Origin of the sequence: Paenibacillus tundrae, assembly GCF_030812775.1 — a bacterium.
In the GTDB taxonomy this organism is placed as follows: Bacteria; Bacillota; Bacilli; order Paenibacillales; family Paenibacillaceae; genus Paenibacillus; species Paenibacillus tundrae_A.
Genome location: NZ_JAUSTI010000008.1, coordinates 102,542 through 115,243 on the forward strand (window position 1 = coordinate 102,542; position 12,702 = coordinate 115,243).

Below are 12,702 nucleotides of genomic sequence, written 5' to 3' on the forward strand. Positions count from 1 at the left end.
AGTATATTCATGCCATTACCCAATACATAGCGTTGATTGATGTCAATACGTTGTTAAACCAAAGAATGGAATCATAATACCATCTGATGACAGCTTTTGAACTCAATTATCACTAAAACAGGTCTCCGGGCGTACTAAAATAGTCTTTTCTAACAATATATACTCCCCTCGTTAGGCAAACATGTACCATGATAAAAGTCCCGAATTAGCAACTATACCCATGGTCGTACTAATTACACTGTGTGTCTTTCTTGCGCGAAGTAACGCTAATGTCCTACTATGTTGACCTACTAACAGAAGTATGGGTTCAAGTTGCAGAAATACTAATTTTATTAGATAATAGTCTGTCGAATGTGGTCGAACTGAACGGAACAAAAAGGGGGAACATGTAATGAAAAAATATAGCTTTGGTGAATCAATTCATCGTCTTGATACAGGCTCGGAAAAGTGGGACGCACTAGAGGAGGTTTTCGGTGTTACGGAGGCACTGCCGATGTGGGTAGCCGATATGGATTTTGCTGCCCCGCCATCGGTAATTCAGGCGCTGCAATCCCGTGTGGAACACGGTGTCTTCGGTTATACGGTACGTACGGATTCATATCATGAGGCCGTGATCGGATGGATGGAGAGCAGACACAACTGGAGCATCCAGAAGGATTGGATTGTGTTCACCCCCGGCATCGTGCCAGCCTTAAGCATTGCTGTACAACGCTTTACCGCACCAGGTGATGCAGTCGTTATTCAAACGCCGGTATATGCTCCTTTCTATGAAGTCGTACGTGGACAAGGCCGAGAGCTCATGACTAATCCACTCAAAGGAACGAATGGTCACTATACGATGGATCTAGAACATCTCGAATCCTGCTTCAAGACAGGTCGGGTCAAAATGCTAATTCTATGCAGCCCCCATAATCCATTAGGAACGGTATGGAGTCGTCATGAGTTGGAAGAGCTCGCTGCTCTATGTGTGAGATACGAGATACTGATCGTTTCCGATGAGATTCATGCTGACCTGGTACATCAGGCAGGTGCTCACACACCATTATCTATGATCTCGGATGCGATTGCTCAACAAAGCATCATATGCACGGCACCAAGCAAAACCTTCAATATTCCGGGGCTCTGCACATCCAATATTATTATTCCAAATGCCAAGGTGAGAGAATCATTTATACAGGGAGTCAAAATGATGGGACTGTCCAGCATCAGCACGTTAGGCGCTACAGCTGCCGAAGCAGCATACAGAGGTGGCGCAGACTGGTTGAATGAATGTCTCGCATATGTCCGCGGAAATATGGAGTATGTACAACGATATGCGGCAGAGCATCTTCCTCAACTTGGGGTTTATTTGCCAGACGCAACGTATCTGTTGTGGCTCGATTTCAATAAACTGAACATGACGCAAGATGAGCTGAGCAGTGCTCTATTGAACGAAGCGAAGATTGCTCTTAACGATGGTATTTTCTTCGGTACGGAAGGCACTGGATTTATGCGAATGAACGTTGCATGTCCACGCGCTACGGTTGAAGAAGCGATGCGCAGACTAACGGCTTGGGTCAATTCACTTAGCCAAGCATCCGTATAAGTTCATAGCTTGCATCTTAATTCATTGATGTTAATCAATTGAGGATCACATTGATAATGTTAGTGATGAAAATTCATGCTTATTCGTCGATAAATATGACGGGATACCAACTGAATAGACAAATTAAAACCGTTTTGATCTATATCTCGCCTTGATGTAAGCAGCTAAAGGTATTATGAAATTGATTCAACTATATAAATATTAATTATAGCCATCCTCTCTCTGCATGCTTGTGGAGAAGAAGATGGCTATTTGCATTTCATCCCAAGTCCACTTGCTGGTGCCACGTTGAACTTTACCTGAATTCTGCTCTACTCGAGCATTCCCCTTTACTTCCTCTTCGCCAACTCTTGATTGACTTTAGTATAGTGGTTGCTCACTTTCTGCTCCAACGTATACACATGCTGTTTCGTACTTGTCCACTTCTCTGTCGCCGAGACGAGTTGATTTAGCGAACTTAGCACACGTGAAGGTTGGGTTTGCTTGAGACTCTGCTTGAATTGTTTCAGTGCATTCGAGTAACGTTCTTTCGTTAACGAAACTTGTTTTTTGGCTGTTTGAATTTGCCTTTTCACCGAATCAGCACCTGATAACATACTACGCAAACGTTTGATTTCTGTATTTTTCCGTTTACGCGCTTCCGCAAGCTCGTTTTTCTTGAGTCGGATCTCTTCCCTAGCCAGTTGCACAGCCGGCTTCAATGTATCTGCTTGAGCACGGACAACTGCTGTCCATTCCTTGTTCTTTGTCGCTCTGGCTGCATCCAGCTGTTTATTCACCGCGGTGTACAGGGCAAATAGCGGTTCATATCGAGCTTGGGCACGTTTCAATGAATGCGTTAACGACGATATCTTCTTCTCATCGGTCTGCCGGATGCTGGCTTGCAGTCGCTTGAGCTCTGTCATGTTGGACGTATGGAGTGCTTTCGTTTTCTTCTCCCACGTCTCCCCCTGCCCCTTCAAACTTCCTACATTCTCATAGCCCCGCTGCAAGGATGTTTTCGTCTGGCGATCTGCTTTATTTAATACATCGTTCCAGGCCTTCTGTGCAGTGACCCCCAGTTCAATCCCTGCCGCCTCGGTTGCTGCGGGCAAGCTGAGGTTAAGGATCAAGCTAAACAAAATGACTAGTGGGACAAGTAAACGCAGGGAAGTTATACGCTTCGTCTGCGGACGACTATCTGTGCTCATGTTAGCGATCTCTCCCTTGGGGAGCTTGTCCATCTTTTCGCCAAACACCTTGTCCATCGCTAGATGACTTGCGCCATGACTTGCTGGTTCGTATCTAACTTCTCTTTTCAACCTTGATCTCGGTTCGTGCCTTTCTTCGTGCATTGCCTTTTCCCCCTTCGTTCTCTCCGACTTGAACCTATGCATCATCACATATGAACTCCTTTCGATGTGATCTCGGCTATATCCGTTGAATGAAAAAATATGACATTCAACCGATATATGCCTGGTATGAAACGGCTAAAACGACAAAAAAGCACCCGCAAGATAGGCAATCTGCCTATTCCTGCGGGTGCTTCCCACATCAGCCGTTCTCTGGGTTCGGTGAATGATACCATTCATTCTCGAACCCAACCCTTTTTCTAATATATTCCATCATTTCTGTCTGGTCAAGTCAGATTGAATGCTAATCACTAGCCTTGGGGAGAACCCTTCCCCTTTGCATCCCCGTCATTGTCTACAGATCAACGAGTATGGCTTGCATCGCTTCAGTCAAATCTTCTTCTTTCAGCATCATATAGATGTTCTCGCCACTCACCGTGTTGAGTTTAATCTGATAAACGGTGACTGCTTCTTTGGTATAAAAGCCGGATCGTTGACGTGCGAGGAGATCGCTAATGATTTCTTTATTTTGGGTAGCGACCTGTTTATGTTCACCTAGATTCGCATCGATATACTCTGAGTCAGCATAAATGCTTCTTCCGTTACCCACACCATCGAACTCCTGCTTCACGAACTGTGCTGACACAATATCATCTACTAATACATTCAGCTGATCATACAACTCTTGCTGCTTCAACCACGTCAACACGCGATCATAACTAGATTTAATCTCAAAATTCCATGATGTTCGTGGAAAATTAGGATCAAGATCCGACTCCTGATTAATCTGGGCATTAGCCCATGACTCCCATGGTGCCGTCTGTTCTTCATACGTCTGATCCAAAATATCCTGCTTCAACAAATCTAGAAATTCACGAATATGCTGTGGATTGCTAATGTATGTTTTACGCGCTCCACTTAAGTACGACCGTATGCCAATACTCAATACATCTTCATCTAGTTTGTATGTCTTGTATTGAACCGCCTTGTAATCCTTCATCTCCCTCAGTACCGATAATTCCTGAGCAAACTCCGATTGAGGAATCTGATATCTTCGTTTCATTACTTTGCCGTTAGCCAGCTCATAGTTCACGAAAATAAACTCACTATCATCCCATTGCATATAATTCAAATTGCCTAATAGATCCAGATCAGAATCTACGATCTTATGATGGAGTGCAAGGATAGCATCAATAAATTCCGGATTATTCGAATAAAGCTTACTGTCATCCGCCTTCACCATGATCCCGTTGTGATACACCCGTTCATCTCCACCAAGCTTAACTTGCACAACATCTTCCTTCGCTGGCACCCTTGCGGCATAACCATTCCAGTCCGCAACAGGGACATACAATACCAATCCCGCTACGATTCCGTACAGCGCCATCTGAGGTAGAAGCTTGCCATTCCAGATTAACCATGTCTTGCGAATCAGCATTTCGGCACCAATATAACCAACGATCGCTCCCACGACATAACCGATGATGCCCCAATCTGGAGACTCTCGTGGAGCAATCCTGGTGAAGTAAGCTCCACCAATCAACACAATGGTAAACATGAATCCAAATCGGAATATCGGTTTGACCACTCTGAACGTAACCGCCTCGGTAGCTGACTCAACTTTTCTTCTCTCATAGATAACATATGCTAACGCGATAAACACCACGGTAAGTACCGCATATATCACAAGCTCTGGCCACAGGATTGTACCCGAACCGATGGATTCCATTCGAGTAATCAATGATATGTCGGTACGAACACTACCCACTTGATTATAAGGAAATCCCAATAGATGCTGTTGTAAGTGAAGCTCGTATCCTCCCCAGAACACCATAGGTAGCAAAATGAGTGCATACACCGTGAGTCCTTGCAGGATCGATTGTCCTATACACATGCCGACAGCCACGGTCAACATGAACATAAACACCGAATAGATACTCATGCTGAATCCCCACATCCAGATCGCATCACCTGTGAAGATGTAGGCCGGTTCATCCAGTACACCCCATACCCAGCCAGTAATTGCGGTTGTCAGCCAGATCGGAATGAGAATTAACATAAATCCGGTGAACAAATGAGCAGTTAATAGATGTTTACGTTTAAGCGGCAAACTATGATATACATCCGAGGATGCTCCAGATTGCATATAACGGAATAGAAAGAGCCCTATTGCAACTGGAAATGCGAGCGCAAGCAAGAGATGCATCTGCCCATTCGTCTGGAACAAACTTGTAATCTCGTATGGTACTTCCCGATACTCCGTACCAATTGACAGTGGGAGGGAGAATAACAATACAATCAGAAACAAAATGCCTAGCCACCCATGCTGCCTGAAATTTTGGAACAGGATGCCTCGGTTAAAGTATAATCGGCTGAATGTCATACCCTGCGTCCTCCATTTCATAGATAAATATCTCTTCCAGCGTCAGTGGTAGTACGTCCAGCAGATAAGGATCTTGGGACTGGAACCGCTGTGTCACCGTCTCACGATTGCCTTTGACGATGAATAGCGATACACTGCCCCGCTTCTCTTCATGCAGAATGTCGATATGTTCTTCTATCGCTTGAGCATGATCAGGATGACGAAACGCAACTTGAATTTTATGTGTATCTGCCTTCAGGTCATCTAGATCCTTCTCTACAATGATTCGGCCTTTATGCATAATAGCTACGTGGTCACACAGATCCTCAATTTCCCTGAGATTATGAGAGGAGATGATAATCGTTACCTGACGATCTGCCGCTTCCTGAAACAATAGGTTTTTGATCTGTTGTCTCATGACGGGATCGAGGCCATCAATAGGCTCATCCATCAGTAATATTTCAGGCATACAGCTCAAGCCCAGCCATACGGCTGCCTGACGACGCATACCTTTGGACATACGATGAAGCTTACGTTTCATATCGAGTTTAAATACGTTGCCTAGTTGCACGAACCGTTCCTCATTCCACCGCGGATATACAGAACGATAGAAATTCGCCATTTGATGAATGGAAGACTGCGGGAAAAAATAAGGAGCATCTGCCATAAAAATGGTGCGACCTTTCAAGTCTAAATTCTCCACGATTTCAGCTCCGTCAATGCGAACTGTGCCGCTATCCTGACGATAAATGCCCGCCATAATTTTGAGCAAGGACGTTTTGCCTGCTCCGTTGGAGCCGAGTAACCCATAGATCGATCCTTTATGTACCTGCATCGTGACGCCATCTACTGCTTTTTCCTGTTGAAATGTTTTGACGACCTGCTTCAGCTCAATCATTCGGCTCCCCCTTTTCTATACGGGCCATCGCTTCCTGAAATAGAATCGTCATGTCGGCTTTGGTTAAGCCCGAATACGAAGCCTCTGCAATCAGCTTCACCAGAGCTGCTCTAATCTCATCTCTCATGGCTGCATTCGGATGTTCCACGGAAGATGATACGAAGCTCCCTTTTCCCTGTAATGAGTAGATGTAACCTTCCCGTTCCAGTTCTCGGTATGCCTTCTGAATGGTGTTGGGATTCACCGTCAGTTGCGCGGATAGGGTGCGAACGGAAGGAAGCTGCTCATCTGGTTGGAGAACACCGTATACGATCATTTCTTTGATTTTGTCTACTAGTTGTTCATAGATCGCCTTACGGCTGCGTACATCCAATTCGAACATCCCGCACCTCCTTTCTAACAGAATATTGTGATGTAACCATAATAAGGTGTATCAACTGTACTATCATTATTAATACAGTTAATACACCTTGTCAACACTTATTTTTGACATATAATCCTAGTCACGATACGATAATATGGATGTAGTGACATATTGAATATAGTTTCAAATGATCCTTCGTTACGACGGGAGTAGATACTCTAAGCTTGTCCTGCCCTTCACCCTTCCGTTAAGATAGACATATGACATATTCAACACTTCACAAGGGAGAAGACTTGAATGAATGAGCTTAATTCAGCATTAAACGATACAGAACATATGAATGTTCCCACTGCATCTCGAGTTCCGCGTGTATTAATTGTTACTGCTGTGGATGCGGAGAAAGAAGCTATTCTTCGCGGACTGGGTGACAAGGCCGCGGATATGTTTGACGTGATCGCTGCGGGTGTCGGCCCAGCCTCCGCAGCGGCAGGAACGGCTGCAGCGCTCGCCTTAGCGGCCGCGTCTGCAAGCCGTTTGAAGGCGCCGGCGGTTGCCTCGGCGCCTGATCTTGCTACGGCACCGCCATCCGATGCGGCTGCCGTAGATCCTGCTCTGGCGCAAGGTGCCACTGCGCCAGAGCAACCCGATGCGGCGCAGGCATCTGCCGCATCAACCACGCCGGGGCTGCTTGCCGGAACCGGCCTGACCTCAGCGTACACGCTGGTGGTCAGTGCCGGCATCGGCGGCGGCTTCCCCGGCGTGGCGGACGTCGGCTCCCTCGTGGTAGCCGACGCCATGGTTGCTGCCGATCTGGGCTCGCAAGCGCCAGACGGCTTCCTCTCTGTGGACGAGCTCGGATTCGGCTCGTCCCAGGTTGCGGCGGACGCAGCGCTTGCCGTCCGCCTGCGTGATGCGCTGAAGCGAGCTGGGCACGCTGTCAGCGGGGGCACTGCGGTCACCGTGTCCACGGCGACCGGCACAGCCGAGACGGCCGCGGAGCTATTGTGCCGCGTGCCGGATGCCGCCGCCGAAGGCATGGAAGGCTTCGGCGTGGCAACGGCTGCTCAGCAGTTCGGTGTGCCTGCACTCGAACTGCGCGGCATATCTAATGCGGTCGGCCCACGCGACCGCGACGCTTGGCGCATCAAGGATGCACTAGATGCGCTCCAGGCGGCAAGTTCCATTTTACGGGAGGTACTTACATCATGAAAATTGCATTTTCCCCGTGTCCCAATGACACGTTTATCTTTCACGCATGGGTGCATGGTCTAATTCCAGGAGCACCTGAACTGGATGTTCGTTACGCGGATATCGACATTACTAATGGTCTTGCTGCGAGCCCTATTGGCCCGGAGATCCCGGATGTAATGAAAATTTCCTATGCGGCTTTGCCGTATGTACTGGATAAATATGCACTGCTGCCTGCGGGCGGCGCACTGGGCAGAGGTTGTGGTCCGCTTGTGTTAACGGCGAGCGGCACGACAGATCCCGCGTATCTCTCAGGACGCCGAGTTGCTGTACCTAGTGAACGCTCAACCGCATATATGTTATTCCGACTCTGGGCTGCACAGAACGTTCCCGGTGGTGTCGGTGAGATCGTCGTGATGCCATTTGATCAGATTATGCCTGCTGTACGCGATGGCCTCATTGATGCAGGATTGGTCATTCATGAAGCACGCTTCACCTATCAAAACTATGACCTCAAACTGATGACCGATCTCGGCAATTGGTGGGAAGAAGATACAGGTCTGCCTATTCCACTTGGAGCGATCATCGCTCGTCGTGATCTGGACGCTCAAGCACTGGCTGGATGGGCGCGGGCGACAGTGGAGTACGCTTGGGCACACCCGGATGCATCCAGAGCCTATGTGATGGAACATGCTCAAGAAATGGATCCTGACGTAGCTGCACAGCATATTGATCTGTATGTGAATGAGTTCAGTGCGAGCCTCGGCGATGATGGATATGGTGCAATAACTGCACTGCTAGGAAGAGCGATGAAGGAAGGGCTTGTACCTGAATTCGACCTAAGTCTACTGCGGATCTAGAAAATGTCTCCAAGCTCGCTGAAGTTCATCATGAATTAAATCCATATGAACTGTGTACAGAATATTCTGTACCCACTCAGCAAAAAGGTTCCCAACTCTCACATCAAGCGTGAGAGCGGGAACCTTTTATTCGTTCTACGAATCCATGTTCATACATACGTCTAGTTGCTTCAATCAAGATAAATAAACTAAGACTCACTATCCTTTTGCAGTGTGCACCACGGTACGGATCATCACCCGCAACCCATCCAGCATCATATCTATCGGTAAAGAAGGCACAGAAAACTGCTGGACAGCCATCTCCGTTGAAGCAGGGAAATGAACAAATCCAGCACGGATCGGTAGTTGTTCCAGACGAATCCAATCCAGCACACGATACATCGTATTGTTACAAATGTAAGTTCCGGCTGTATTAGATACAGCCGCTGGGATACCTGCTGCGGTTAGCTCATTCACCATCGAACGGATCGGCAGGGTAGAAAATAATCCATCCGGGCTGTCTTCGCGAATTGGCTCGTCCACAGGGCGCTGTCCCTGATTATCAGCGTAAGAGCTTGACGGAATATCCTTAACGTTTACAGCGATGCGTTCTGGTGTAATCGCTGTTCTGCCTTTTGCCAGACCACAAGCAATGACTACATCCGGCTTATACGCCTGCATCTCCGCGATCAGAAGATCAGCACATTCGTCAAAGTGCACAGGCAGCAGCACCGTCTTCAGCTCCGCACCCTCCACCTTTTCCTGTGTAAGAGCTTCCATTAGTTCCGACGTTGGATTCACTGCATCGCCACCAAAAGGTTCAAATCCAGAAATTAAAATTTTCAGCATGATTCCTTCACTCCTATTCATTGTACGCTATATATCTGGTTCGAAACGTTTTCGATTCGTTCAACATCAACGATTATTCAAACTTATAACGCAGTCCCCACTGCGCACGAATCGTATCCATCAGTTTCATAATTTCCAGTGACTCGTCCAGCGGTATGGTTGGACTTTCGGTTTTGCCTTCCAAGATGCAACGTCCGGCTTCTTCTGCCTCGAACGCATAGCCAATACTTGTACGCTCATCGGTGAACTTCTCCGGCTCATCTTGTCCATTCACATGCAGATATGCTTCCTTCCCTGTGAGGAAGAACGGTAATCGGATGTATCCTTCTGTACCATAAATGACTGCTTCATTGCTTAGGTTCAAACGAATAGCTCCATGCAGTGAGGCTGAACGTCCCTCAGAATAAGACAGTAGTACAGAGAATTGCTCATCAACGCCGGTCTCTCCAATGTTCGCGGTACTCCACACATGCTGTGGCTGCTCGCCAAAGATCATTGAAGCGAATGAAATAGGATATACCCCTGCATCAAGCAGTGCTCCACCGCCCAGTTCTGGATTCAGCAATCTGCCCTCTGGCTCCCAGCCAATACGGAATCCGAAGTCTGCTTTTACCAGACGTACCTCACCGATTCGCCCCTCCACAATCCACTGTCTAGCCTGCACAATTGGTGGTAGAAAACGTGTCCACATGCCTTCCATTAAGAAAAGCTTGTTCTCGCGCGCTGTCTCAACAAGTTGCTCTAGCTGACGGCCATTCATAGTAAAAGGTTTCTCGCACAGCACGGCTTTCCCCGCTTCCAGACATGCAAGCACATTCTCCTTATGGAATGGATGCGGCGTAGCAACATAAACGATATCCAGCTCCGGATCTTGCAGCATCTCTTGGTAGGTGCCATAGCTGCGTTCAAAGCCATATTCCGCCGCAAACGATTCTGCGCTTTCCTGCGTCCGAGAACCCACTGCCGCCTTCACGGCATTGCCCGCATGATTCAGATCCTTCGCAAATTGCGATGCGATCCAGCCCGTGCCCATAATGCCCCACTTCACCTTGTCCGTTCCAGCAACTCCTGTCATATGAAAGCCTCCCTAATACTCTATTCGGTACAAATTGACCTTTTTCATGAATGGAAACGTTAACTCTCCTTTATTTTACCAAAAAGAATCCACTACGTCAGAACATGCTTCAATTTCCACGTTAGGATACTAATAACCTAAACAAAAAAACCTCAGCTAGGCACGGAAGACGTTCAATCAGAACGTGAACTCCGCCTACGTTAGCGAGGTTTTGTTTGTATTTTCCAGATAAATCTTCCATTTCCCTTCCAAACCACGATATACTTCAGTCCCCTATTTCGGATCATAAAATGATCATAACGTACACACTACAATCTCAATATCCGTCTCTGCAAATGTATCCTGAATGATGGTACGTACCTTCTCCCATTTCAATCGATCCAGTCCACAACCAATCTGTGGCATGGCTAGCTTGCGAATTCCCTGAGCGACACATACGCTATGCATGGATTCTACTACACGGGTAAAGGACTGATATGTCGGCTTATTCGAGAACTTCGCCTTTGTAACCAAGTTTAAAGTTCGCCCTACTGGATAACATGTTCCAATCTCTAGAGGTTCTTGCTTTGCTTGCTCCTGTAGTACCTCTAGTCCGAATCGTTGTCTAAACTGTACCGCAATCCCTGCCCCCATACGAGCATCGGCTGAAATACAATGTGCTAGCGAATAGTCTTCATCCATAGCGAATAAATCTTGCTGTAACTCCCTAAACTCCATACGGATTCTCTACCTCCCAATAACAGGTTATGCTCCAGCGAAACGTTGCTGAAATGCATTTAACGTCGACTGCTCTTTGGTTCGATCAAAGACAGCAAATACGATACGTTCAAACGCTTCTTGGTAATTCTCCTGTACCAATACATCATAGAAAAACTTCGCAACTTGCACCGGATCATTCCGAAATACGCCACAGCCAAATGCCCCCAGTACAATCGTTCGGTGTTCATGTGCAACCGCTACGTGCAAAATGTACCGAATCCGTTGCTTCATGACCGACTCGATCACTTGATCATCCGCTTCTTCTCGCGCTCTCACAACACCCGCATTGACGGCTGGAGCGGTAATAAAAGCTGTACAATACGGCTTATCCAACAATCGATCTTGATCATCACGAATCACTGGAACCGCCGGTGAATAGATCATATGATCCGAGTATAGACAGGTTCGCAGCTTCCGATTATGTTCGTACATCTCTGTCATCTGCGCAATGCATGGGTACAGCCCTGTTGCACGCGCCAGACTTTCCTCCTGAGCCTGACTTCCCCCAAGAAATCCACCGCCGGGGTTTTTGGCTGAAGCAAAGTTCAGGCAGACAACATCCTTCAACCGCTCATCAGTCACAAGACGCGCAGCAGCCGCAAGTGTAGTTTCTCCCGTAACTTCAATGATAGTGCTGGATGGTTTAGCTGATAGAGCCGACTGTTTCAGCGGATCCTTAAGCGATTGAAGCTCTGCTGGTCGGTATAATATTGAATGCTGGATGGCATATTGCATCTCCTCATCGATCCATACATTCCGATCATATGAATTGACATAGCTTCCCTGTTCCAGGATAGCTAACGTTTCATGGGCAATCCGCGATCTGCTTGCACGATGATTTGTTGTTTTGTTATTAGCTGTTCGGTTCGTAGTCGTTCTGTTCGTTCTGTTGTAATCTTGTTGACTAAGATTCGTTTGGCTGCTGGTACTCTGATTCTGTTTATGTTCACTCATGTGTATCACTTCCACTTTCTATGTTCTCTCTCAACTGGGTAAGAATCTCGCCTAACCAGTTCGTTCCTCTCCACGTTCTTCGATTCCGAATTCGTGGGTCTTCTTCCGCTAACCCTACTCCCCAGATTCGGTCATCTGGACTTGCTTCTACAAGGGTTGTGCCACGAGTAGCCAGCAATGCTTCCAGTAGAACGTCATTCTGCGTGAATTTCGCTTCATTTCCCTCATAAACGATGCGCTTGCACTCCGCTTCCCAGACTGTCTGGTTGAAGTTAGCAACCTGTCTACCCAGTTTTTTTTGCACAGATGCGGAGCTTGATTTCAGTATTTTATCTGCAATAGCCTGATCTCCGAACAATAGTGCTTTCTGGTGCATCATGTATTGCTCCGCGCTGGTATAAGGTACACCGTTCACTACAAAATCTGCGGGATGCCACTGGGAAAAGGGTGATGCTGTGCGCCAGAAAAATGTAAACTTCTCCAATGTAATCTCCTCCT

12 protein-coding genes are annotated in these 12,702 nt (G+C 47.2%); 3 read left to right on the forward strand and 9 right to left on the reverse strand.

The genetic code is table 11. The features are described 5' to 3' along the window. Positions 1 to 391: 391 nt before the first annotated feature. Positions 392 to 1,585, forward strand: coding sequence for a MalY/PatB family protein (locus J2T19_RS15675; protein ID WP_307217302.1), 1,194 nt, complete (start codon positions 392 to 394; stop codon positions 1,583 to 1,585). A 329-nt stretch (positions 1,586 to 1,914) separates the two neighbouring features. Here the strand turns inward: J2T19_RS15675 and J2T19_RS15680 are convergent, their stop codons facing one another. The 4 genes from J2T19_RS15680 to J2T19_RS15695 all read right to left on the reverse strand — a co-directional run bounded on the left by J2T19_RS15680 (position 1,915) and on the right by J2T19_RS15695 (position 6,558). Next, positions 1,915 to 2,919: a hypothetical protein gene (locus J2T19_RS15680; RefSeq protein WP_307217304.1), complete on the reverse strand. Its 1,005-nt coding sequence runs from the start codon at positions 2,917 to 2,919 to the stop codon at positions 1,915 to 1,917. A 352-nt stretch (positions 2,920 to 3,271) separates the two neighbouring features. Then, positions 3,272 to 5,299 carry a hypothetical protein gene (locus J2T19_RS15685; RefSeq protein ID WP_307217306.1) on the reverse strand — a complete coding sequence of 676 codons (2,028 nt, stop codon included), beginning with the start codon at positions 5,297 to 5,299 and terminating at the stop codon, positions 3,272 to 3,274. Beyond that, positions 5,274 to 6,176: an ABC transporter ATP-binding protein gene (locus J2T19_RS15690; protein WP_307217308.1), complete on the reverse strand. Its 903-nt coding sequence runs from the start codon at positions 6,174 to 6,176 to the stop codon at positions 5,274 to 5,276. The genes J2T19_RS15685 and J2T19_RS15690 overlap by 26 nt, the downstream gene beginning before the upstream one ends. Then, complete coding sequence (locus J2T19_RS15695) at positions 6,169 to 6,558, reverse strand: GntR family transcriptional regulator (RefSeq protein ID WP_056694484.1); 390 nt, start codon at positions 6,556 to 6,558, stop codon at positions 6,169 to 6,171. The genes J2T19_RS15690 and J2T19_RS15695 overlap by 8 nt, the downstream gene beginning before the upstream one ends. Positions 6,559 to 6,876: 318 nt before the next feature. Between J2T19_RS15695 and J2T19_RS15700 the strand changes: the two genes are divergently transcribed. Together J2T19_RS15700 and J2T19_RS15705 are read left to right on the forward strand one after the other, a co-directional pair. Then, positions 6,877 to 7,749, forward strand: coding sequence for a futalosine hydrolase (locus tag J2T19_RS15700; RefSeq protein WP_307217655.1), 873 nt, complete (start codon positions 6,877 to 6,879; stop codon positions 7,747 to 7,749). Beyond that, complete coding sequence (locus J2T19_RS15705; protein WP_307217310.1) at positions 7,746 to 8,588, forward strand: 1,4-dihydroxy-6-naphtoate synthase; 843 nt, start codon at positions 7,746 to 7,748, stop codon at positions 8,586 to 8,588. The genes J2T19_RS15700 and J2T19_RS15705 overlap by 4 nt, the downstream gene beginning before the upstream one ends. Before the next feature lie 198 nt (positions 8,589 to 8,786). On the opposite strand, the gene pcp is transcribed toward J2T19_RS15705, so the two are convergent. From pcp to ybiA, 5 genes are all read right to left on the reverse strand, one after another. Continuing rightward, a complete protein-coding gene (gene pcp, locus J2T19_RS15710) occupies positions 8,787 to 9,416 on the reverse strand; it encodes a pyroglutamyl-peptidase I (protein WP_307217312.1) in 630 nt (209 codons plus the stop codon). Between the two features lie 73 nt (positions 9,417 to 9,489). Continuing rightward, entirely contained in the window at positions 9,490 to 10,491 is a 1,002-nt protein-coding gene (locus J2T19_RS15715; protein WP_307217314.1) for a Gfo/Idh/MocA family protein, read from the reverse strand. Between the two features lie 294 nt (positions 10,492 to 10,785). Beyond that, positions 10,786 to 11,208, reverse strand: coding sequence for a macro domain-containing protein (locus J2T19_RS15720; protein ID WP_307217316.1), 423 nt, complete (start codon positions 11,206 to 11,208; stop codon positions 10,786 to 10,788). A gap of 27 nt (positions 11,209 to 11,235) precedes the next feature. Next, the gene (locus J2T19_RS15725) at positions 11,236 to 12,204 is read right to left on the reverse strand and encodes a TIGR02452 family protein (RefSeq protein WP_307217317.1); all 969 of its coding nucleotides are present in this window, start codon (positions 12,202 to 12,204) and stop codon (positions 11,236 to 11,238) included. After that, positions 12,197 to 12,688: a riboflavin biosynthesis intermediates N-glycosidase gene (gene ybiA, locus J2T19_RS15730; protein WP_056694496.1), complete on the reverse strand. Its 492-nt coding sequence runs from the start codon at positions 12,686 to 12,688 to the stop codon at positions 12,197 to 12,199. Before ybiA ends, J2T19_RS15725 begins: the two co-directional genes overlap by 8 nt. Positions 12,689 to 12,702: the final 14 nt, after the last annotated feature.

What these genes read in the sequence shown, in the direction of transcription:
- J2T19_RS15675 (WP_307217302.1), top strand. Translation starts at nt 392, where the DNA reads ATGAAAAAATATAGCTTTGGTGAATCAATTCATCGTCTTGATACAGGC.
- J2T19_RS15680 (WP_307217304.1), bottom strand. Translation starts at nt 2,919, where the DNA reads ATGCACGAAGAAAGGCACGAACCGAGATCAAGGTTGAAAAGAGAAGTT.
- J2T19_RS15685 (WP_307217306.1), bottom strand. Translation starts at nt 5,299, where the DNA reads ATGACATTCAGCCGATTATACTTTAACCGAGGCATCCTGTTCCAAAAT.
- J2T19_RS15690 (WP_307217308.1), bottom strand. Translation starts at nt 6,176, where the DNA reads ATGATTGAGCTGAAGCAGGTCGTCAAAACATTTCAACAGGAAAAAGCA.
- J2T19_RS15695 (WP_056694484.1), bottom strand. Translation starts at nt 6,558, where the DNA reads ATGTTCGAATTGGATGTACGCAGCCGTAAGGCGATCTATGAACAACTA.
- J2T19_RS15700 (WP_307217655.1), top strand. Translation starts at nt 6,877, where the DNA reads ATGAATGTTCCCACTGCATCTCGAGTTCCGCGTGTATTAATTGTTACT.
- J2T19_RS15705 (WP_307217310.1), top strand. Translation starts at nt 7,746, where the DNA reads ATGAAAATTGCATTTTCCCCGTGTCCCAATGACACGTTTATCTTTCAC.
- pcp (WP_307217312.1), bottom strand. Translation starts at nt 9,416, where the DNA reads ATGCTGAAAATTTTAATTTCTGGATTTGAACCTTTTGGTGGCGATGCA.
- J2T19_RS15715 (WP_307217314.1), bottom strand. Translation starts at nt 10,491, where the DNA reads ATGACAGGAGTTGCTGGAACGGACAAGGTGAAGTGGGGCATTATGGGC.
- J2T19_RS15720 (WP_307217316.1), bottom strand. Translation starts at nt 11,208, where the DNA reads ATGGAGTTTAGGGAGTTACAGCAAGATTTATTCGCTATGGATGAAGAC.
- J2T19_RS15725 (WP_307217317.1), bottom strand. Translation starts at nt 12,204, where the DNA reads ATGAGTGAACATAAACAGAATCAGAGTACCAGCAGCCAAACGAATCTT.